Raw genomic sequence first — 21,351 nt, 5'->3', positions numbered from 1 at the left:
TATTTAAATAGAAATATCTTGAAGCTTTTTATATATTATTTGTTATTGATAATTTAATTGTTGTAGTCGTCGTTGAAATTGTCTTCCCGGTATGTAAGGCAGTCGCTTTCATCTCTAGATTTTAAGCACCAGCCTTGCCATCGTAAAATACGTGCCGAGCGCGACCATGTCGGTAAGTGAAGCCATCATCGGGCCAGCAATAAGAGCCGGGTCAATGCCGATTTTCTTAGCAATCATAGGCAGTAGAGCACCGATGCATTTTGCGATGATAACGATTAATACCATCGACAGGCACACCGTAAGCGCTACCAAAGAGCCGTTATGGTCAAATGCCACTATCCTCATGTAGTTCAATATGCTGACACATATGCCGACTATAATTCCTATGCGAAATTCCTTCCATAGAACTCTAAGAACATCCGATAACTCGAGGTCTCCCGTAGCCATACCTGTGATAATTACTGTAGACGACTGAGTTCCTGAGTTACCACCAGTGCCCATTAGCATCGGCATATAAGCTACTAGCGCGATTACTGCAGAAAGTGATTTCTCAAAACTAGCAATCATGCCTCCGGTAAATACATAAGATACCATGAGCACTAGTAGCCATGGCAGTCTAGCCTTGACGTGCATAAGGACGGGTGTATCGAGGTAGTCCTTGTCTGTGTTATCGATGACACCTCCCATACGCTCCATATCCTCGGTGTTCTCTTCTTCGATTACGTCGAGGATATCGTCGAAAGTGATGATTCCGACCAATCTGTCTTCATTATCAACTACCGGTATCGCGATAAATCCGTATTTCTTAAATAGTTCAGATACTTCTTCCTGGTCATCATCAACATGAGCGAAGATGATGTCTTCTTTCATAATATCGGAGACCTTAGTATTCTCATCTGCGAGCACCAAGCTTCTGAGCGAAACTACTCCGACTAGCTTACGACCACCATCGAGAACGTAACAGGAGTAAATCGTCTCCGAATTCATTCCCACATCACGAATATGGTCGAGAGCCTCACGCTTAGTCATATTCTTGCGCAAATTTATATAATCCGGAGTCATCAGCGAGCCAGCACTATACTCCTTGTACATAAGGAATGTATTTATCTGCCTACGCTCGTTCTTAGGCGTCTTATCTAAAATCTTATCTACGATGTTGGCTGGAAGTTCTTCGAGCACGTCGATCATATCGTCGAAGTCCAGAGCATCGATTATGTATTTGATCTCGGGATCAGTGATAATGTTGATAATCTCAACCTGATCGTCAACATCAAAGTGTGCGAATACCTCAACCGATATATCTTTTGGAAGCGTGCGAAACAGTATGATAGCTGTCTGCATGCTATACTTTCGCATCACTTCTTCGAGTAGCTCAGCAATATCTACTGCGTTGAATTTTAACAGTTCATCCCTACAACGGAAATATTTCTTTTCTTCGAGGAGTTCGAATATCTTTTCTTTGCTTTCTTCAAAAGCCTGTTCCTGGTCAATCAAGTTTGTATTTTCCACTGGCCTCCTCCTCATTCTATAATTTAGTACTGCGAATATTCATTATATATCGAAATAGTCTTTTCGATAACCCCTAATATCCGAGCATCATACGAATTTCGTCTTCTGTTATGATTTTTACACCGAGTTCCGCCGCTGCCTTGTTCTTTGACGAACCTGATTCAGGATTGTTGGTCACGAGATAGCTAGTGTTTTTACTAACGCTTCCTGCAACCTTCCCTCCCTGCGTCTCAATCTCCTTCTTGAGTTCGGTGCGGCTCTTATAATGCTCAAGGCTGCCAGTTATAACAAAGGTTTCACCCGATAAAGCTGTCCCCACCTGCTCATAGCTCTCATCGATGTCGAGTTCGCCCACTAGATCCAAAACGACAGACTTGTTGTGTTCATCTGCAAAAAAAGCCTCATAGTCTCTAGCCATAACTTCTCCGATGCCACTTACGGATATAAGTTCATCGTAAGTGAGCGAAGAAATTTTAGCCCATTTATTCTCATACGCTCTCGCAATCTGCGCTGCAGTAGTAACACCAACTCCAGGTATACCAAGTGCAACAAGAATCCTAGCTGGTACTGTATGGCGAGACTTCTCTATCGATGATGATAATTTATCATATGACTTTTTACCGAAACCATCTAATTCTACGATTTCATCCCTATGATTCTCTAGTCGGAATATATCAGCGAAAGACTTGATATAACCGAGTCCTATGAACTTTAGCAAGGTCTGTTCAGATAGTCCCTCGATATTAAGCGCATCCCTCGATACGAATAGGGAAAATCTCTTCACCTGCTTAGCCAGGCAATTTGGATTTGTGCATGTAAGCACCTTTGTGCCTGTCATAAGCTTTATCTCTGTAGCACCATCGCACACTGGACAATGGCTAGGAAGCTCAATATTCCCACTCTTAGTAAGGTTATCGCCAATCTGCGGTATTATCATATTCGCCTTGTATACGGTGATAGTATCACCGATGCCTAGCTTCAGGGTTTCCATTATATTAAGATTATGAACCGATGCTCTCTTAACTGTGGTTCCTTCGAGTTCTACCGGGTCAAATATAGCAATTGGATTTAGCAGACCAGTTCTCGATGGGCTCCATTCGATTTCACGGAGAATTGTCTCCGCTTGCTGATCTGCCCACTTGAAAGCCAGAGAATCACGCGGAAATTTCGCGGTCGTTCCAAGTGTAGCCGCATATTCTAAATCCTCTAATGTCAGTACGAGACCATCAGACGGAATCTCGAAACTATGCACTCTCTCTGCATAATTGTCTATCGCTTCGAAAATATTCTTGTTATCCACTTTCACGAATTCAACCACGTCGAAGCCTTGCTCCGCCATCCATTTCATCTGGTTGGATCTCAGCCCTTCATAATCAACGCCATCCGCTTCGCTGAGCGTGAAAGCATAGAACCTAACATTTCTCTCAGCTGTAATTTTGCTATTTAGCTGCCTTACGCTACCGCTGCATAGGTTTCTCGGATTCTTATACTTTGCATCTGCGTCGTCAATCGCCTCATTGATTCTATCAAATTCCTCATAGGTGATAACCGCCTCACCACGAATTACGACATGTCCTTTGTAAGGAATGTGCTTTGGTACATTGACAAACACCCGTGCATTAGGCGTGATAACCTCACCAATATCCCCGTTTCCACGTGTCACGGCCTTAACTAGCTCTCCTCCCTCGTATGTGAGAACTACAGTTAAACCGTCAAGCTTCCACGATAAAAGTCCTTCATGATCTCCAAGCCAAGCCGCGAGCTCCTCACGGCTCTTAGTCTTATCAAGGCTAAGCATACGGCTTCTGTGCCTTTCCTTAGGGAGCTCCGACTGAACTGTGTATCCTACATTCTTAGTCGGACTATTAAGAGGAGTATACCCCGTCTCCTTCTCAAGTGATTCAAGCTCATCGTACAGCGCATCGTATTCGTAATTGCTCATAATCTCACTAGCCTCGTCATAGTACGCTGCCGAAGCCTCGTTAAGAGTTTCTATTAACTCCTCTATCCTTCTCTTCTTGTCATCAAGATTCATAATGTCCCCTATTTAATTCTCTTACTGTTAGTGAATTCGTTCCTGTAAATCCCATTGCCTAGGTAGTAACTACTCGACTTTAGTTAGCTTGACGAAGCCCTTGCCAAGCTTTTTAATCCCAACGGAATCAAAGGCAATAGTCAGCGTTTTAGCATCCTGATCTATGAGCAGACCTTCTCCGAACTTCGGATGGCGAATCCTGTCTCCTGCCTCAAAGCCTTCGTTGCTTATACCCTTGGAAGCCTGTTTCTTAGCGAATTTCAGTGCATCAAATGGTTTAGAGAAGCTGGCATCATAGCCATCTGCACTACCTTCATATCTCCCCTTGAATTCTCTCATTCCGAGTATTCCGCCGTCTCCGCAGATTCCGCCTGCATTAGCCGACCTCTCTGCTACTGTCGGATCACCATCTAGGAGATCTGTGTCCATCTCTCTCATGAATTCCGATTCAATCGTGAAGTCCGTCCTACCGTAGAGCATCCTAGTCTGCGCACCTGTTAGGTAAAGCTTTCTCATAGCTCTTGTAATTCCAACGTAACAGAGCCTGCGCTCCTCCTCCATCTTGCTTGGATCATCCATAGATGCTGACCCTGGGAACAAACCGTTTTCCATACCCGGCATGAAAACCACTGGAAATTCAAGTCCCTTAGAGCTATGCAGTGTCATCATCACAACCGCATCTTCGCTCTCATCTCTATTATCTATGTCCGATAGCAGTGCGATTCTCTCGAGGAATGACTGGAGCAAGGTGGGTTCTTTTACATCAAATCCATCTTCTCTTAACCTATCTCTCTCCTCTCTGAACTCGTCTTCTTCATCTGTCAGCACTGAGCCTGCTGCTTTTTCCTCGAATTCTACTATCACCGAGCGCAGCTCCAGGATGTTCTCTATCCTCGCATCCGCTTCTACTGTATTTTCTGCTTCGAGTGCTGTCAGATAACCTGAGCGTCTAATCAGATTGTCATATATATCTGAAAGCTCCATATTATCCTGTTCAGTTCCTAGTTCATCGAGCATCGTAACTAAATCTTCTACTGCAGCTCTCGATTTCCTTGACAGCGAACCCAGAACCTCCTGCTCCTTGAGTGCTTCAAATATGCTTAGTTTGTATGCCTTGGCATATGAAACTATTCCGCCGAGGCTCTTCGGCCCTAGTCCCCTCTTAGGCTCGTTTATTATCCTCGCCATAGCCACATCATCACTGGGATTTTCGACGAGGTGCATGTATGACATCACATCTTTGATTTCCTTGCGGTCGTAAAATCTAGTGCCGCCTAAAACCCTGTACGGGATGCCTCTAAATGAAAACTTTTCTTCGAACGGTCTAGACTGTGCATTCTTTCGGTACAGGATGGCCATATCGTTAAACGGAATACCCTCTTCATCATGCAAACGCTGAATTTCACCGCCTACATACCAAGCCTCTCGCTGTTCATCCTCGAGTCTTCGGTACGTTATCTTGCTGCCTTCATTCCTGTCCGTCCAAAGCTCTTTCGCCTTACGGTTTCTATTGTTAGCAATGACAGAGTTAGCTAAATCTAGTATGTTGGCATCGGACCTGTAGTTCTGCTCTAGTTTGATGACCTTGGTTTCAGGAAAATCCTTCTCGAAGTCGAGAATATTCCTAATATCTGCACCTCTCCATTGATATATACATTGGTCGTCATCACCGACCACGCATAGATTATGGCTCTTCTCGGCCAAAGCATGTATGAGTTTGTACTGAAGATAATTTGTATCCTGATACTCATCTACCATTATATATTTAAATCTCTCTTGGTAATACGAAAGAACCTCGCTACTCGCTTCAAACAGCTTGACTGCATTCCAGAGGAGGTCATCAAAATCCATAGCGTTATTCTGCTGTAGATCTTCCATGTATCTCGCGTATACCTTTGCGACCGTCTCGGCTTTGAAATTCATAGAGTTGTTCTCTATATAATCGTCGGGATCTTCCTCAGCCTCCTTACAAGAGCTTATTACACTCCCAAGGTAAGAAACCGGATAAATCTTCTCATCAATCTTAAGGTCTTTGACGATTCTTTTGAGAAGAGCCTTCTTATCTGACTCATCGTATATCGAAAATCCGTTTTTAAATCCTAGAACCTCTCCATGATTTCTGAGTATGCGAACACACATGGCGTGAAATGTCATCACCCACATGCCTCGAGTACCTCCAGTCAGCGACTCAATTCTATCCTTCATCTCCCCGGCAGCTTTATTTGTAAATGTAACAGCCAAGATATTATAAGGGCTCACCCCATTTTCTAGCATGTATGCTATACGGTGAGTCATCATAGTGGTCTTACCGCTTCCAGCACCTGCCAAAATCAGCAGTGGTCCCTCCATATGCTTTACCGCTTCTTGTTGCTCTTTATTAAGTCTGCTCAGATCCATTTTTCTCAACTTTCTTCCATAAAATAATTACTTTTAATTTTATCATAGTGCCCTGCATTAATCTAATATTAAAAATCTGTCAAAGTATTGAATAATCATCATTCTGACTTTATTTATAGCGCATTTCTGCATATTGTATACACGTTGACAGCGTATTATCAGAGTGCTAAAATTCAACTATATGGTGCATAGGCACCAGAATTTATATATTTTTATATTGTATTTTTTGTAAGGAGTTTAAAATGGCTAATATTTCACAAAAGTACATCGACATCGCTAAGAAGAACTATCCAAACGAGCCTGAGTTCCTTCAGACTGTAGAAGAAGTTCTACTATCAATCGAGCCAGTTCTTGAAGCTCATCCTGAGTATGAGAAGGCTGGTCTTGTAAAGAGACTTATCGAGCCTGAAAGAATGATTTCGTTCAGAGTTCCTTGGGTTGATGATAATGGTGAAGTTCAGGTTAACAGAGGATACAGAGTGCAGTTCAACAGCGCTCTAGGACCATATAAGGGTGGTCTAAGATTCCAGGCTAATGTTTATCCAGGAATCCTTAAGTTCCTCGGATTTGAGCAGATTTTCAAGAATTCCCTAACAGGACTTCCAATCGGAGGTGGTAAGGGTGGTTCTGACTTCGATCCAGCTGGAAAGTCGGATGCAGAAGTTATGAGATTCTGCCAGAGCTTCGTAACAGAGCTCTACAAGCACATCGGACCTAACACTGACGTACCTGCTGGAGACATGGGTGTAGGCGGCAGAGAAATCGGTTTCATGATGGGTCAGTACAAGAGAATGACTAACCAGTATGACGGAACATGGACTGGTAAGGGAACTACAAACGGCGGACTAAACGGAAGAACAGAAGCTACTGGTTTCGGTATCGTATTCTTCGCTAGAGAGGTCCTCAACCACTTCGGTGATTCCCTTGAAGGAAAGACTGCAGTTGTTTCCGGATTCGGTAACGTATCTTGGGGAACAATCACTAAGCTAGTTGAACTAGGTGCAAAGCCAATCACAATTTCTGGACCAGACGGATACATCCTCGACGAGGAAGGAATCACAACACCAGAGAAGATTAATACACTTCTTGAGCTACGTAACTCTGGAAAGAACGTTTGTGCACCTTACGTAGAGAAGTTCCCTAACGCTAAGTTCATCCCTGGAAAGAGACCTTGGGAAGTTAAGGCTGATCTATACCTACCTTGCGCTATGCAGAACGACATCACTATGGATTGGGCTAAGGAAATGGTTGCTAACGGAGCTAGATACCTCATCGAGGGAGCTAACATGCCTACAACAAACGAGGCTGTTCAGTACCTCATGGAGAATGGTTGCGTAGTTGCTCCTTCCAAGGCTGCTAATGCTGGTGGAGTTGCTTGCTCTTGCCTCGAGATGGCACAGAATGCTGAGCACCTCATCTGGAACAAGGAGAGAGTATACGCTGAGCTAGAGAACATCATGGTTCACATCTTCAAGATCACAGAGGAAGCTTGTGCTAAGTACAACCTCGGTGAAAACCTCGTAGCTGGTGCTAACATCGCTGGATTCGAGAGAGTTGCAGAAGCTATGATGATGCAGGGCATTGTATAAGCTCTGATAATCGGAGATATACCACCAAATATTAAAAAAGTGGGGATGCATTAGCATCCCCACTTTTTTTCGTTACGATTTGCTACTCATGTGGCCTATATGTGATCTACAGGTGCTTTAGCTATCTCTTAATCACTCTAGTTATCACTTATCCGCTCTAGCTAATTCTTAGTCAACCTAGTTGCCCTTTAGTTGCTCTAGCTATATCTATAGAGCCCCTACTAGATCAATTCCAGGCTTCAGTGTTGCTGCACCCGGAGCCCATCTAGCCGGGCAAACCTGATCACCATGCTCAGCTACGAACTGGCTGGCTTGAAGCTTTCTTAACAGCTCTTCTGCATTTCTTCCAACATTTCCTGCATTCACTTCATATACTACAATCTTTCCCTCAGGATTCACTATGAAGCTTCCTCTTTCTGCAATGCCTTGATCTTCGATTAGAACTTCAAAGTCTCTTGCGAGAGCCTGTGTAGGGTCGGCGAGCATCGGATAAGTAATCTTGCCAATACTCTCCGAATTATCGTGCCATGCCTTGTGCACAAAGTGAGTATCGCAAGATACTGAATATACCTCGCATCCAGCTTTCTGGAACTCTGAATACTTTAGCTGAAGATCCTCGAGCTCCGTTGGGCACACGAAAGTAAAATCAGCTGGGTAGAAAAAGAAAACGCTCCACTTTCCTAATATATCCGCTTTGGTAATAGTTTTAAACTCATCATTCACATAAGCCTGAGCTGAAAAATCCGCTACTTCTTTATTAATTAAAGACATACCAATATCCTCCTTTATTTAGTTAGTTCTATCTAACTCATGCATTTTTCAAAAGGCAGGCTGTGAATTACATACCTGTCTTTAAATGCAGAAATATTTTTATGAGAGTTAGTCCTCTCTTACTCACAATATAACCTTTGATATCGTGAATGTCAATCCCTTTTTTAGATTACGCAATTATATATCACGCTATCGATATTCATCATTCATTTTGCATAGTTCATACATCTATATCTACCTATTAGTGCCAAATATCACTCTACCTGCTCATTTTAATTGATGATTTTAACGATTAAAGTTATATATGATATTGATAGATAATTATCAATATCAAGATTTAAATTTATTTTATAACCTATGTATTCATTTGTATATAAGACTTATCGCCTTCTGTCGCTCTTTATAACCCTTAAAATTCCAATATTTTTAGATTTTGTTTACAATATAATCTTGTTGCTTTCTTTTCAAATTCATGTCAATATATTAACAAATAGCAGGTATTCTCACTTTTAGAGAATGCTTGCACATAAAATTCTTAATGAAAGTAACAAAATTTAAAAACTGGAGGTAACACGATGAAAGGCTTTGCAATGCTAGAAATTGGTAAGACTGGTTGGATTGAAAAGGAACGTCCAAAGTGCGGACCGCTTGATGCTATTATCAAACCGCTAGCTTTATCCCCTTGCACTTCTGATATTCACACCGTATGGGAAGGCGCACTAGGAGACAGACACAACATGATTCTAGGTCACGAAGGCTGTGGAGTTGTCGAAGAAGTTGGTGAGCTCGTTAAAGATTTTAAGGTTGGTGACCGTGTAATGGTTGCTGCTATCACTCCAGATTGGTCTTCGCTAGAAGCTCAGGGTGGATACCCTATGCATTCTGGCGGAATGCTATCAGGCTGGAAGTTCTCGAACTTCAAAGACGGTGTATTCGGTGAGTATTTCCATGTAAATGATGCAGACGGAAACCTCGCACATATGCCAGAGGCTGTTTCTCCAGAAGAAGCTTGTATGTTATCTGACATGGTTCCTACTGGATTCCACGGTGTTGAGCTTGCAGATATTCAGTTCGGTGACACTGTACTAGTAAACGGAATTGGTCCTGTTGGTCTGATGAGTGTTGCTGGAGCAAACCTAAAGGGCGCTTCAAGAATTATCTGTGTAGGAACAAGACCTGCTTGCAGAGAAGCTGCTAAGAAATACGGTGCAACTGATTTTATCAGCTACAAGGAAGGCTCAATCGATGAGCAGGTTCTTGAACTAACTGGTGGCAAAGGAGTAGACAAGGCTATCGTTGCTGGTGGCGGAGTTGAATCCTTTGATCCTATCATCAAGGCTCTTAAGCCAGGTGGAAAGATTGGTAACGTAAACTACCTGGGTTCCGGCACCTACGTAACAATTCCTCGAGTTGAGTGGGGATGCGGAATGGGTCACAAGATGATCACAGGTGGACTAATGCCTGGTGGTAGACTAAGACTCGAGAAGCTCGCTAGCCTAATCGAAGTTGGTAAGCTCGATGTTAGACACCTAATCACACACAGATTTGATGGCTTTGAGCATGTTGAGGATGCGCTTATGCTCATGAAGGATAAGCCTGCTGACCTAATCAAGCCAGTTGTTAATATCGGCAAATAGAGCTGAATTCCCCGGCCCTGATGGATGTCTTAGGGCATTTCCCCTGCGGCCGGGGGTTTAATATATTCGAAGCGGAAACTATTGCGAAGAGGATTGTATTTTTATGAAGGTACTGATTATTTCTGGCTTTCTAGGAGCTGGGAAGACCACGTTTATCAAGGCGATGTCAAATACATTAAATCGAGATTTCGTAATACTCGAGAACGAATATGCATCGCTTAACATTGATGAAGATATTTTAAAAGAAGAATCGGGACTTAGTGTATGGGAACTCACCGAAAAGTGCATTTGCTGCACTGGCAAGACCGATTTTGCCTTAAACATCCTTACAATTGCGAATTCCATTGCCCCAGAATATCTCATCGTTGAACCTACTGGCGTCGGCTACCTTTCTAATGTAATAAACAACATTTCGCAGATTGAATATGAGCAGATTGAAATGCTAGCACCGATTACTATTATCGATCCAAATAAGTTTTTCGAGCATATGCGTGAATATCACGAACTGCTTACCGACCAGATAAAATGTGCAGATACTATTATTTTATCAAAGTGTGATAAGTCGGTCGATGTTGATATAGAGACTGTTGTCTCTGAGGTAAAAGCTATTAACGCTGATGCAAATATTATCAGCAAGCATTACAGCAGTCTGCCTCACACCGCATGGGAAGAGTTTCTGCTTCGAAAGAGAGATGGCAGCATTGAGATTCCTGAACCCCAGGAAGAAACTGAGTTCGAGAGTATCAGTGTTTCAAACGCAGAGTTGCCTTATATTGGCAATGCTGTATTATTCCTAGAGGATTTGATTAGAAAAAGATACGGGAATATCATTCGTGCCAAAGGTACTATGGTTGTTTCGGACACCTTGATCAGATTCGATGTCTCCGATGGTAACTATGCTATTTCTCAGGCGGAACCAGAGTCAAAGCGAGGTTGTGTGTTTATCGGTGATGATATCAAAGCTGGTGATTTAAGAATTAAATTAATACCTATCAGCTTTGAACGACCTAGCTTTGGTAAACTGAGAAAAGCAGCCACCAGATAAAAGAAGTGAGCATTTAAGCTCACTTCTTTTATATTTATGACTATTTAGGATGTAATTTATATAGAGCTTGGTCTTATAGGATGTCTATTACCTCACCAGAAAGCGCTTTATTCATACTTCTAACCGCACAGAATTTTCCGCACATACTGCAAGTATCGGAGTGGTCTTCCTCTGGCATTCTTGACTCTCTTATTGCTTTTGCAGTCTCTGGATCAAGCGCCTCGAGCCACTGTGCATCCCAGTCGAGCTTTCTTCTAGCCTTCGCCATTCTATCGTCCTGGTCACGGGCTCCAGGAATCCCCTTGGCAATATCTGCGGCATGAGCAGCTATTTTACTAGCGATGATACCGTCATGAACGTCATCTACATTTGGCAGCGCAAGGTGTTCTGCCGGTGTAACGTAACATAGGAACGCAGCACCAGACCAGGCAGCAATAGCACCACCTATAGCAGCAGTGATGTGGTCATATCCTGGTGCAATATCTGTAACGAGAGGTCCGAGCACATAAAATGGCGCACCCTTACACAAAGTTTCCTGAATCTTCATGTTCGCCTCAATCTGGTCCATTGGCACATGGCCTGGACCCTCAATCATAACCTGTACGTCCCTAGCCCATGCTCTATCTGTCAGCTCACCAAGTCTAATCAATTCCTCAATCTGACAGTTATCCGTTGCATCAGCGAGGCATCCCGGTCTACATGCATCCCCAAGGCTTATCGTTACATCGTGTTCACGACAAATTTCTACGATTTCATCGAAGTACTCATAGAATGGATTTTCTTCACCCGTCATGGTCATCCATGCAAATACAAGGCTTCCGCCTCTGCTGACTATATTCATCTCTCGAGTACCGTTCTTAATCTGCTCAATCGTCTTGCGTGTTATTCCGCAGTGCAGAGTTACAAAATCAACTCCGTCTTCAGCATGCATCCTGATGACATCTAGGAAATCCTGTGCAGTGAGAGTATTTAAATCTCTCTGATAATGGATTACAGAATCGTATACCGGAACTGTTCCGATCATCGCTGGACACTCGGTGCAGAGTTTCCTTCTAAAGGGCTGCGTGTCACCATGACTTGATAAATCCATGATTGATTCCGCACCGAGCTCAACCGCGCTCATAACCTTCTTCATTTCAATATTGTAGTCCTTGCAGTCCCTGCTTATGCCGAGGTTAACATTCACCTTCGTCCTCAGCATTCCTCCAACACCATTTGGATCGATTGATGTGTGATGTATATTTGCTGGTATAACCATCTTGCCCTCTGCAAGCAGTGGTAGCAGTTCATCTACCGATCGATTTTCTTTTGCCGCAACAGTTTCAAGCTCTGGTGTAACTATTCCCATTCTTGCTGCTTCTATTTGTGTCGAATAAGTTCTTGTCATTTCTTCCTCTTTTCCGCCTTTTTCAGACCATTAATTGCAATTATAAATTTCCCTTTTCCCATTCCCCTTAAAATATCTTTCATTGTCTCACGAGCGCTCCGTGATCTACCGAGCCATTACTTGTTCCTATGTGCATATCACTCTTAAGAGCTGCTGTCACGTATTCCTTGCCTCTATCAATAGCTGCTTCAAGCGTTAGCCCTTTCGCCATATTTGCTGCTATTGAGCTAGATAGAGCACATCCTGTCCCGTGCGAACTTGTTGCATCTATCCTCTCGCCTTTAAATTCAACCATGCATCCTATCCTATTCTCATCACTAGCAGTCCACAGATAATCTGTAGCATGGTAATCTTCAGCATGACCGCCTTTGATGAGTACATTACAGCCACAGCTTTGACCTATGAAGCATGCTAGCTCGGGCGCTGATAGATTTGCTGAATTTCCATGAATCGGCGTTTGAGACTGGAACTGGGATTGAGACTGAACTTGCGTTTTAATTTGAGATAGAAATTTAGATTTAGCTTGAGCTTGCATCTGCCCATTACCTTCTAACTTAAGGTTTTGACATCCTATAATCTCGCATATTCTCTTAGCTTCCGGCAGGTTGGGTGTCACTAGAGTCGATAAAGGAAAGAGCTTTTCTATCAAAGCTTTTAACACTTTATCACCCGCAAATTCTACTCCACTAGTCGGAGCGATTACGGGGTCGACGATTATATTTTCAAGACCATGCCGCTCAATTAACTTCACTACTACATCAATCTGCTCGGCCGAAACAATCATGCCCACCTTTATTGCATCCGGTCTTATATCGCATAGAATCTCATCAATCTGTCTATATAAGAAGTCAGCCGGAACTGGCATAACATCAGATACACCAAGCGTGTTTTGTACCGTAAGCCCGGTGACTACCCCCATCCCGTAGCAGTCTTCTGCAAATATGGTCTTTATATCTCCCTGAATACCCGCTCCGCCGCTTGGATCACTGCCTGCGATTGATAGAACGGTCGGAATTTTCATATCCCCGACCTCACCTTTTCGTGCTGCAGCTTATCAGCCATGTTTCTTAAATCCTCTGCGCTTTTCTTGACATCCTGCGTCCCGAACAGAGCCGAAATAGCTGCGACTCCAGCAAGATGACGACCTGCTAGTGTACCGATATTATTGACATTGATGCCACCGATTGCGATGACAGGGATTTTTACAGAACTGGTTATCTGATCGTATACTTCAAGACTTGGAAGTTTTATAGCATTACCCTTTGAATTAGAGCCAAAAGCTGCCCCTACCCCTACGTAATCCGCACCTTCAGCTTCTGCAGCTAGTGCTTCCTTAAGATTGTGTGCAGTTGCACCGATAATCTTTTCATCGCCAAGAAGTTTCCTTGCCTCAGCTATTGACCCATCACTCAGTCCTAGATGGACACCATCTGCATCTGATGCTATGCAGATTTCCAGATCATCGTTAATTATCAGTGGAACTCCTGCTTCGTCACAGATGGGCTTAATCTCCGAAATCACATCTAGTATCTGTTCTTTATCTAAATGCTTTTCTCTAACCTGCATACACGTCATACCGCCATCAATCGCTTGCATAGCGGCATCTCTATATGTGATACCCTGCAGAGTTTCACCTCCGAGTATTCCATATAGTCTAAGCTTTTCGTGCAAGGACGACTTACTTAATCCTTGTTTAACCGTTTTTTTCATAGTTTTAACTCCTAATGTAATGCTATGATATTTCGTGTAATAAAAAATGTGTAACACCCTAGCTTGGGTATTACACATGTAATTCAGCACTCTCCCTACGTTGGCATTATCCAAATCAGGTTCAGAGTCGTAATGTATTTCAACATCACCTCTCAGCGATACCGCTCCCCTTGCTCGTTATATTCTCTTGTTTACCTAATAATTATATATCAGCGGTGTATGCATTTCAATACATTGGTAACCGAATATTATTTTATTTACTAACAATCCTCACTTTGTAGGCTATAAGCTCTCAAGTGCATGCTTAATAATTTCAGGTAGCTTTCTGCACTTAGCCTCAGATATGGATGCAATCGACACTCTCACACCCTTATCCATCGGTACGCAGTACACATCACTCTCCTCAAGCTTTGCACTTAATGCATCTGGATTTTCGCATGGAATAGATACGAAAAAGCCTGCTCTAAACGGTACTATTTTGAGATTAACTTTCTTAGCTTCCTCTTCAAAAGCTCTTCCGCGCGCCAGCAGCATATCACGGAATTCCTTGCGTTCTTCGTCTACCTTCGCCAGAAGTTCTTTATCACTGTAAATCTTTGCGATTACTTCCTGTGGTCCACGAGGTGAGTTTGACCAGGTGGATCTGCTTGAATACGAGCATACCTTTACGAACTCATCAGCGATTTCTTCACTGTCAGCTAGACAAATCAGTGCCGCACACCTAAATCCGTAGAAGGTGAACGTCTTTGAAGTGCTGTATGCAAGTAGTGGTAGCACGTTACTTTTAAGCTTTTCAAGCTCTGGAATAAACTCTCTAACCTTCTTCTCATCCCCAGCAAAATCGATATATGCTATGTCTACAACTAATGCCACTACTTTGTCATCTGGCACCTTGTTAAGAATCTCAATTACACTCTTCCATTCTTCAAGAGAAAGCGAATATCCCGTAGGGTTATTCGCAGGAGTATTGAGAATCAGAACTAATCTATCCTGTATACGCAGCAGCTTGTTCACCTTATATTCGAAATCAGCTAGATTAAATTTACCATCCTCATCGAACATTTCAAAAGTCTCAAAACCACGTCCCTGCTCTGCCGCAATATTCTTGTAGTTCGGCCAGCACCAGTTGTGAGTCAAAATCTTATCTCCTGGACAAGAATAATTCGCAATGGCATTTCTAAGCGAGCCTGTACCTCCTGGCGTTGAAACTATCCCTATATGTCTAGATGTTTCATAACCACCGAGTGCTGCCTGTATTGCCGCCTCCTTAAACCCTGGAGTTCCTGCAATTGGAGCATATTCAGCGTACTGTGATGGTTCAAGGCTCTTCACCGCCTCATCTACAGAAGATAGCACTATTAACCCCCCATCATCATCTAACAAAGCTCCAATTGTTGCATTCGCAACATTTTCGTGTCCTTTCTCCTTTATAGCTGCTTTCGCTCTGCCACTAATTCCGAATACCTTATCTTGCTTCGGAATCTCTCTGCCATTTAGTGCTGCTAAACCCATCTTTTCCCCTTTCCTTCGTATACGTCCAATCTCCATCATCTTTATATTGAACCCCTTATCGCTAAACTTCTCCTCATACTCAGTCATGATATTGTCCTCATTATAAGGCGAAGCATGCAAGTCCCTAGTGAACTCTCGGATTCTTAAATTCGATGCAATTACTTCATTTATCGAGTAGTTGAATAAATCGGTGTTGTCGGTCTTGAACCTAACGACCCCATCTTCCTTGAGCACATCGAAATACTGCCTGAGCTTGCCACGGTAAGTTAACCTCTTCTTGGCGGAGTAGTTCTTTGGTAGTGGATCACTGAAATTAAGATAAATTCCGTCAAGTTCGCTATCGATAAACCATTCGTGCAGGTTCTCGATAAACTCTGGAATGAACACGACATTAGTCAGTCCAAGCTCATGCACTTTTTCCATTGCGCGGAGTAGCACGCTCTTATGACCTTCTACAGCGATGAAGAAATTATTTGGTTCACGGGAAGCAAGCTTAGAGATAAATCTACCTTTACCACATCCCACTTCCATATAAATCCCTTTGCTATCACCAGCGCGCTCTGCCCATTTTCCGCGTATCTCTGCTGGATTATATACCAATATATCTTCGAATCTGGCGTATTTCTCTTCCAGATTTTTCACTTTTCTCTGTCTCATATATTCTCCTGTTTTATATAGATTATATGGTTAAAAACCTGCTGGCAACAAGCACCCCGAGGAATATTATCAGCATCAGTGCCGCCACTACATCACGTTTCTCAAATCTAGTCTCATTAAGTTTCGTCCTACCGTTACCACCTCGGTAACACCTTGCCTCCATAGCTAGCGCAAGGTCTCCCGCAATCCTAAACGAACTCACGAAAAGTGGCACTATTATCGGAATCATACTCTTAGCCCTCTGGATAATGTTCCCAGATTCGAAGTCCGCACCTCTCGATTGCTGCGCCTTCATGATTTTATCCGCCTCGTCCATTAATACAGGGATGAATCTGAGCGCAATTGTCATCATCAGTGCGATCTCATGTGCAGGAAGACCAAGTCTAGAGAACGGACTGAGGAGCTTCTCAATGCCATCTGTTAATTCAGTCGGTTTTGTGCAAAATGTCAGAAGCGAAGTGCCTATAATCAGCAGCACTAGTCTTATGCCCATAAATGCAGCCCTATATAGTCCCTCATAGGTAATCCTCAGGAATTTCCACTGCCAAAGTATGGTTCCATCCATCATAAATATGTTAAGAATCATAGTGAATGCAATGATTAACACTATCGCCTTAAGCCCTCGCACCATGTACGAGAACGGAACACGCGACAGCTTAATTACTATTCCAACTGCAACCGCCGCAACTGCAAATCCCCAAAGCTTATTTACCAGAAAAAGGCCCACGAGATACGCAAATACACCGAGCACCTTAGTGCGCGCCTCCAGCCTATGAATCGGAGATTCCACCGGATAATACTGACCAAGCGTTATGTCTTTAATCATACTACCTTTGCCTCTCCTTTAACTGCTCCGCGATGTACTTAGCAGCTTCTCTCTCTTCAAAAATAGGCTTAAACTCAAGCCCTAGCTTCTCCGACACTTCGTATAGAATCTCTGTCACAGGCGGTACACTAAGCCCCATGCTCTTTAATTCACTAGCCCTTGCAAATACTTCATTAGGGCTCCCGTTCATCACCAGTTTTCCGCCATTCATAACGATGATACGGTCAGATAGTTCGGCTATATCTTTCATGTTATGTGAGACGAATACCACAATTAAGTTTCTTTCCTGTCTAAGCCTCTTAATCACTTCAAGCATATCATGCTTGGATGCGGGGTCGAGCCCAGCCGTTGGTTCATCTAGTATAAGAACCTTTGGCTTCATCGCTAGTACACCAGCGATGGCAACTCTACGTTTCTGCCCACCGGATAACTCAAATGGTGATTTCTCAGCCACAGCATCGTAGTCGAGTCCGAGCAATTCGATAGACTCCCTTACTATGCCAGGAATCTCATCTTCGGGCACGCCGAGGTTTCTCGGTCCAAAAGCCACGTCTTTTGCAACTGTTTCCTCAAAGAGCTGATACTCAGGATACTGAAATACAAGCCCTACATTTTTGCTTATATCAACCTTCTTGACTGAACCGTCTCCGATATTCATGTCAGAGACAATTATTTCCCCCGAATGAGGCTTCAGCAATCCGTTCATATGCTGAAGGAGCGTCGACTTTCCAGACCCGGTATGTCCAATTATGCCTATGCATTCTCCACTGGCAATTTCAAACGAAACATCATCCAGCGCTACTGTCTCCCCTGGGAGTCCTTTTGAATATATATGTGTTAGATGTCTTGCAATTATCGACATAAAGCGTCCACCAAATCGTCCTTATTTATAACCTCATGCGACAGACTAATTCCATTCTCAATGAGTTTATTTCTCAGTAAGACAGCAGCTGGAATCTCGAGTCCTGCCGACTCAATTAGGTTCGTATCGGCAAATACATCTTCCGGCACACTGTCAGCGAGTAGCTTTCCAGACTTCATGACTAGCACTCGATCTGCTTCTGCTACCTCTTCCATAAAATGCGTAATTAATATAATCGTAATCCCCTGGTCATTCAGTTCTCTGATTACCTTCATAACCTGATTTCGCCCTTTGGGATCGAGCATTGCAGTAGGCTCATCGAAAACTATACAATCTGGCCTCATAGCTACAGCTCCAGCAATTGCAATTCGCTGTTTCTGTCCTCCAGAGAGTTTATGAGCTTCACGATTTCGGTATTCGTACATGCCCACTGATTTCAGTGCATTATCTACTCTTTTTCGTAGCTCTGGATTCTCGATCCCTATGTTTTCAGGACCGAATGCCACTTCATCTTCAACCATGGATGATACAATCTGATTATCAGGATTCTGAAACACCATTCCTATTTTCTTTCTAATGTCCCAAATTAGATCATCATCATTAGTATCCATCCCATCGACAAGGATCTCGCCTTCAGTCGGTAGTAGAAGCCCATTAAGGCATCTTGCAAATGTGGATTTTCCGGAACCATTAGATCCAGCTATAGCGATGTATTCACCGCGCTTAATTTCAATAGAAACATGATCAATTGCAGGGCATAGATTATCATCGCCCTGCTCCTTAGAATATATATATACTAAGTCTTTTACTTCAATAAAATTAGCCATAATGCCTCCAAGGTTTAATTATATATTAGTGCCAAAAGTATGGCAACGAAATGAGCAAATTGTCAGCAAATAAATAAGCCGAAGGCTACGCCTTCGGCTTTGTTCGCAATGGCTACAACGAACGTTTTCAGATGTATCAAGAACTCCCCTATTCCTGATACTTAAAATCTGTATTTCAACCCTTTTCACTTATTGACAAGATGATTATAGTAGACTGCATTTCAATTGTCAACAATTCATTTGTACATTTTCACAAACTTAATGTGTACCACCGCTTTGTTATTGTAATATTTACTATTTTATTTATAAATTATCCCCACTGGTAGCCAATTTTTCTATTTTTTGCTTTTTCATAGATTAGCTTTGCGATTACAAGATCAAGTATTCCAAGCCCTACATTCTTAAATATAATAATCTCATCGTCAGCCTCTCTGCCGCTTATCTCCCCTAGCGCATACTCTCCTATATCTCCCGTAAGTCCCTCTAATGAAACTAATCCTTCCCTAAGAGGGATTTGGATATCTGCTGACTCAGCAATACAAGCATCCTTAGAGTCGAAGTATATCTTATCCGCTAGCTTAAAAAGCTTTGGATCAATCTCATTCATTTCAGCTGTATACGACCCCACGCCGCTCACCACAGCCCCCTTCTTTACTCTATTAGCATCGAATACTGGCTCCGTAGAAACAGTCACTACTACTATAACATCGGCACCATCTACAGCTTCGTTTGCATCATCGTATGCAATCAGCTTAGCGCTGCTGTCTTTGAATCTCTCAGACATCTCTTCAGCGAACTTCTCCGTCTTGGCAAAGTCTCTAGCTACAATTCTAACCTCATCTAGATTACATGCCGCCAGCATAGCTTCAAGCTGGCAGTCCGCCTGGCCACCAGTTCCAATAAGACAGCCAATCTTTGCATCGTTTCTTGCAAATAGTTTAAAAGCTGCACCCGACGCTGCTCCTGTGCGGAACTTAGTGATAAAGCTACCATCCATCAGAGCTAATACTTCCCCATTCTTGTCATCCATGAGTAGCACCTGCCCAATAGTTGTTGATTCACCACGCTCTCTATTACCCGGAAATATGTTTACGATTTTAATGCCCGCCGCTCCAAGCTTTGAGCTATAAGCTGGCATAAACGCAAAGTTGCCTCTTCCTTCATCAGCAGCGATAACTTGACGAAGCGGTACAACTGCGTTCCCACTAGAAAAAATCTTATATGCCTCGATATTTGAATCTATAGCATCGTTCATGTCGAAAACTTTTCTTATGTCTTGTTCATTAAGTAGTAACATTGTGTCCTCCTTTATTTTAGCTTTATCTCGGCAACTACTGGATTATGATCGCTATTTTTAAAACCAAGATCCGCCGTTTTGCAATAAATCATCTCTATGTTAGAAGAATAAATCATTCCGTCAATTACATAGTACTGGAACTTTGATTTGTTAGCACCTTTTAGCGGTCTATCCAAGGATCTGCATGTAGGCGTGGTACTATCCATAACGAAGTTTAACGAGGAATCATACTCACTAATATCTATTATACCTGGTTTCCATAATCCTTTTTTTACTTTATATTCGTTTACATCCACATTATTAAACGTCTGATTGAAATCACCCGCAGCGATTACGTAATTGCCTTTCGCAGCTTCCTGCTTAAGTACCCTGTTCAACGCTCTAGTCTGCGCCTTTTTGCCTGCGCCTTTGTCATATGCTTCTAAATGCAGATTAATATATACAAGTTCCTTGCCGGTTCCCTTGACCTTAGTTCTGGATATGAGTAGGCAGCGCTTGAGGTTTACCGTTCTTACTGGCCAAGTAAACGAAACAGGCAGACTCACACGCTTTGCAGAATTATCTTTAAATCTTGAAATAGTCATTATGCCGCTATCCATTTTGCCAAGAGGCGGTATCGGGTATGGCACAAAAGCCGCTTTATAATTCCTAGCATAGGAGTATTCGCTTCCTTCCATGGCTTTCCCAAGCTTTTCAACTTGATTGATGTGATATGAACGTCTTGAATCCTTATCCACTTCCTGAATCATGGTTATATCCGGAGATTGTTTACGTATCTCGCCAGAAATTGATTTAATATTTTTCTTAACGCGATTTTTACTAGAAGTTAAAACATGATTGCCTCCGTCCATAAAGAAGTCTGCATTGTCACCTAGTGCTCCATATCCTATATTCCAAGACATCACCTTTATTGAATCGCCTTTTTTTACTCCTTTAGACGAATCCCCATAAATTCTTACTCCTTCAACCTTATCAGGCTTATATTCAGTTAAAGATATAAATGCTATAAGTCCTGCAAAGGCAATAGCTACAATCAATACGATTATAAAAATGGCCTTAAAAAATCTTTTCATCGGCGATCTTTTCATCGGTCCACTATGCATTTTAAAGTTCTCCTTAGCTCGATCTATATTGAAGGTTCAAATTCTCCCATATCATTTTATTACTATAAATCGTTTATATAATAGAATACCACATGTTATATGTATTTGAACACATAAAAACAGGGGCGCATGCGCCCCTGTCATTAGTTATCTGGTGGTATTCCCTCGTAATCTATGATTACTCGAT

The 21,351-nt window shown here is 42.6% G+C and carries 16 protein-coding genes and 1 riboswitch; of the genes, 3 read left to right on the top strand and 13 right to left on the bottom strand.

The window, feature by feature from the left end:
* Positions 1 to 114: 114 nt before the first annotated feature.
* The 3 genes from mgtE to Q7O90_RS04430 all read right to left on the bottom strand — a co-directional run bounded on the left by mgtE (position 115) and on the right by Q7O90_RS04430 (position 5,941).
* The gene (mgtE, locus tag Q7O90_RS04440) at positions 115 to 1,509 is read right to left on the bottom strand and encodes a magnesium transporter (protein ID WP_304127995.1); all 1,395 of its coding nucleotides are present in this window, start codon (positions 1,507 to 1,509) and stop codon (positions 115 to 117) included.
* Between the two features lie 73 nt (positions 1,510 to 1,582).
* On the bottom strand, positions 1,583 to 3,544 hold the full coding sequence (gene ligA / locus Q7O90_RS04435; RefSeq protein ID WP_304127994.1) for an NAD-dependent DNA ligase LigA: 1,962 nt from the start codon (positions 3,542 to 3,544) through the stop codon (positions 1,583 to 1,585).
* Positions 3,545 to 3,613: 69 nt separating this feature from the next.
* A complete protein-coding gene (locus Q7O90_RS04430; RefSeq protein ID WP_304128210.1) occupies positions 3,614 to 5,941 on the bottom strand; it encodes an ATP-dependent helicase in 2,328 nt (775 codons plus the stop codon).
* 242 nt (positions 5,942 to 6,183) lie between these two features.
* Here Q7O90_RS04430 and gdhA point away from each other — a divergent pair, with 242 nt between their 5' ends.
* Entirely contained in the window at positions 6,184 to 7,530 is a 1,347-nt protein-coding gene (gdhA, locus tag Q7O90_RS04425) for an NADP-specific glutamate dehydrogenase (protein WP_106056166.1), read from the top strand.
* A 207-nt stretch (positions 7,531 to 7,737) separates the two neighbouring features.
* Here gdhA and ahpC read toward each other — a convergent pair whose 3' ends face one another.
* Complete coding sequence (gene ahpC, locus Q7O90_RS04420; protein WP_273451794.1) at positions 7,738 to 8,301, bottom strand: alkyl hydroperoxide reductase subunit C; 564 nt, start codon at positions 8,299 to 8,301, stop codon at positions 7,738 to 7,740.
* Positions 8,302 to 8,876: 575 nt separating this feature from the next.
* Here ahpC and Q7O90_RS04415 point away from each other — a divergent pair.
* Both Q7O90_RS04415 and Q7O90_RS04410 read left to right on the top strand, forming a co-directional pair.
* Positions 8,877 to 9,938 carry an NAD(P)-dependent alcohol dehydrogenase gene (locus tag Q7O90_RS04415; RefSeq protein ID WP_273066968.1) on the top strand — a complete coding sequence of 354 codons (1,062 nt, stop codon included), beginning with the start codon at positions 8,877 to 8,879 and terminating at the stop codon, positions 9,936 to 9,938.
* Positions 9,939 to 10,041: 103 nt separating this feature from the next.
* Positions 10,042 to 10,983 carry a GTP-binding protein gene (locus Q7O90_RS04410; protein ID WP_304127986.1) on the top strand — a complete coding sequence of 314 codons (942 nt, stop codon included), beginning with the start codon at positions 10,042 to 10,044 and terminating at the stop codon, positions 10,981 to 10,983.
* A gap of 73 nt (positions 10,984 to 11,056) precedes the next feature.
* Here Q7O90_RS04410 and thiC read toward each other — a convergent pair whose 3' ends face one another.
* The 9 genes from thiC to Q7O90_RS04365 all read right to left on the bottom strand — a co-directional run bounded on the left by thiC (position 11,057) and on the right by Q7O90_RS04365 (position 21,164).
* Positions 11,057 to 12,370 carry a phosphomethylpyrimidine synthase ThiC gene (thiC, locus tag Q7O90_RS04405; RefSeq protein WP_304127984.1) on the bottom strand — a complete coding sequence of 438 codons (1,314 nt, stop codon included), beginning with the start codon at positions 12,368 to 12,370 and terminating at the stop codon, positions 11,057 to 11,059.
* A 79-nt stretch (positions 12,371 to 12,449) separates the two neighbouring features.
* Entirely contained in the window at positions 12,450 to 13,391 is a 942-nt protein-coding gene (gene thiD, locus Q7O90_RS04400; RefSeq protein WP_304127983.1) for a bifunctional hydroxymethylpyrimidine kinase/phosphomethylpyrimidine kinase, read from the bottom strand.
* Complete coding sequence (gene thiE, locus Q7O90_RS04395; RefSeq protein ID WP_304127980.1) at positions 13,388 to 14,080, bottom strand: thiamine phosphate synthase; 693 nt, start codon at positions 14,078 to 14,080, stop codon at positions 13,388 to 13,390. The genes thiD and thiE overlap by 4 nt, the downstream gene beginning before the upstream one ends.
* A 74-nt stretch (positions 14,081 to 14,154) precedes the next feature.
* Positions 14,155 to 14,261, bottom strand: a riboswitch (TPP riboswitch).
* Positions 14,262 to 14,362: 101 nt separating this feature from the next.
* Entirely contained in the window at positions 14,363 to 16,249 is a 1,887-nt protein-coding gene (trmB, locus tag Q7O90_RS04390; protein WP_304127978.1) for a tRNA (guanosine(46)-N7)-methyltransferase TrmB, read from the bottom strand.
* 22 nt (positions 16,250 to 16,271) lie between these two features.
* Positions 16,272 to 17,075, bottom strand: a complete 804-nt coding sequence (locus tag Q7O90_RS04385; RefSeq protein ID WP_304127975.1) for an energy-coupling factor transporter transmembrane component T family protein — start codon at positions 17,073 to 17,075, stop codon at positions 16,272 to 16,274.
* A gap of 1 nt (position 17,076) precedes the next feature.
* Entirely contained in the window at positions 17,077 to 17,937 is an 861-nt protein-coding gene (locus Q7O90_RS04380) for an energy-coupling factor transporter ATPase (RefSeq protein ID WP_304127972.1), read from the bottom strand.
* On the bottom strand, positions 17,928 to 18,764 hold the full coding sequence (locus tag Q7O90_RS04375; protein ID WP_304127969.1) for an energy-coupling factor transporter ATPase: 837 nt from the start codon (positions 18,762 to 18,764) through the stop codon (positions 17,928 to 17,930). The genes Q7O90_RS04380 and Q7O90_RS04375 overlap by 10 nt, the downstream gene beginning before the upstream one ends.
* Positions 18,765 to 19,074: 310 nt before the next feature.
* Positions 19,075 to 20,061, bottom strand: coding sequence for an ornithine cyclodeaminase family protein (locus Q7O90_RS04370; RefSeq protein WP_304127967.1), 987 nt, complete (start codon positions 20,059 to 20,061; stop codon positions 19,075 to 19,077).
* Between the two features lie 11 nt (positions 20,062 to 20,072).
* Positions 20,073 to 21,164 (bottom strand): endonuclease/exonuclease/phosphatase family protein, encoded by a 1,092-nt coding sequence (locus Q7O90_RS04365; protein ID WP_304127965.1) that lies wholly within the window; start codon positions 21,162 to 21,164, stop codon positions 20,073 to 20,075.
* Positions 21,165 to 21,351 lie beyond the last annotated feature (187 nt).

It is taken from the genome of Mogibacterium diversum (assembly GCF_938028775.1).
Classification (GTDB): Bacteria; Bacillota; Clostridia; order Peptostreptococcales; family Anaerovoracaceae; genus Mogibacterium; species Mogibacterium diversum_A.
The sequence above is the reverse complement of the archived record's forward strand: the minus strand, read 5'-3'. Positions and strand labels throughout refer to the sequence as shown.

Bases quoted from the DNA above. Each gene is read 5' to 3' on its own strand.
- ligA (WP_304127994.1), bottom strand. From the start codon at position 3,544: ATGAATCTTGATGACAAGAAGAGAAGGATAGAGGAGTTAATAGAAACT.
- Q7O90_RS04430 (WP_304128210.1), bottom strand. From the start codon at position 5,941: ATGGATCTGAGCAGACTTAATAAAGAGCAACAAGAAGCGGTAAAGCAT.
- gdhA (WP_106056166.1), top strand. From the start codon at position 6,184: ATGGCTAATATTTCACAAAAGTACATCGACATCGCTAAGAAGAACTAT.
- ahpC (WP_273451794.1), bottom strand. From the start codon at position 8,301: ATGTCTTTAATTAATAAAGAAGTAGCGGATTTTTCAGCTCAGGCTTAT.
- Q7O90_RS04415 (WP_273066968.1), top strand. From the start codon at position 8,877: ATGAAAGGCTTTGCAATGCTAGAAATTGGTAAGACTGGTTGGATTGAA.
- Q7O90_RS04410 (WP_304127986.1), top strand. From the start codon at position 10,042: ATGAAGGTACTGATTATTTCTGGCTTTCTAGGAGCTGGGAAGACCACG.
- thiC (WP_304127984.1), bottom strand. From the start codon at position 12,370: ATGACAAGAACTTATTCGACACAAATAGAAGCAGCAAGAATGGGAATA.
- thiD (WP_304127983.1), bottom strand. From the start codon at position 13,391: ATGAAAATTCCGACCGTTCTATCAATCGCAGGCAGTGATCCAAGCGGC.
- thiE (WP_304127980.1), bottom strand. From the start codon at position 14,080: ATGAAAAAAACGGTTAAACAAGGATTAAGTAAGTCGTCCTTGCACGAA.
- trmB (WP_304127978.1), bottom strand. From the start codon at position 16,249: ATGAGACAGAGAAAAGTGAAAAATCTGGAAGAGAAATACGCCAGATTC.
- Q7O90_RS04385 (WP_304127975.1), bottom strand. From the start codon at position 17,075: ATGATTAAAGACATAACGCTTGGTCAGTATTATCCGGTGGAATCTCCG.
- Q7O90_RS04380 (WP_304127972.1), bottom strand. From the start codon at position 17,937: ATGTCGATAATTGCAAGACATCTAACACATATATATTCAAAAGGACTC.
- Q7O90_RS04375 (WP_304127969.1), bottom strand. From the start codon at position 18,764: ATGGCTAATTTTATTGAAGTAAAAGACTTAGTATATATATATTCTAAG.
- Q7O90_RS04370 (WP_304127967.1), bottom strand. From the start codon at position 20,061: ATGTTACTACTTAATGAACAAGACATAAGAAAAGTTTTCGACATGAAC.
- Q7O90_RS04365 (WP_304127965.1), bottom strand. From the start codon at position 21,164: ATGCATAGTGGACCGATGAAAAGATCGCCGATGAAAAGATTTTTTAAG.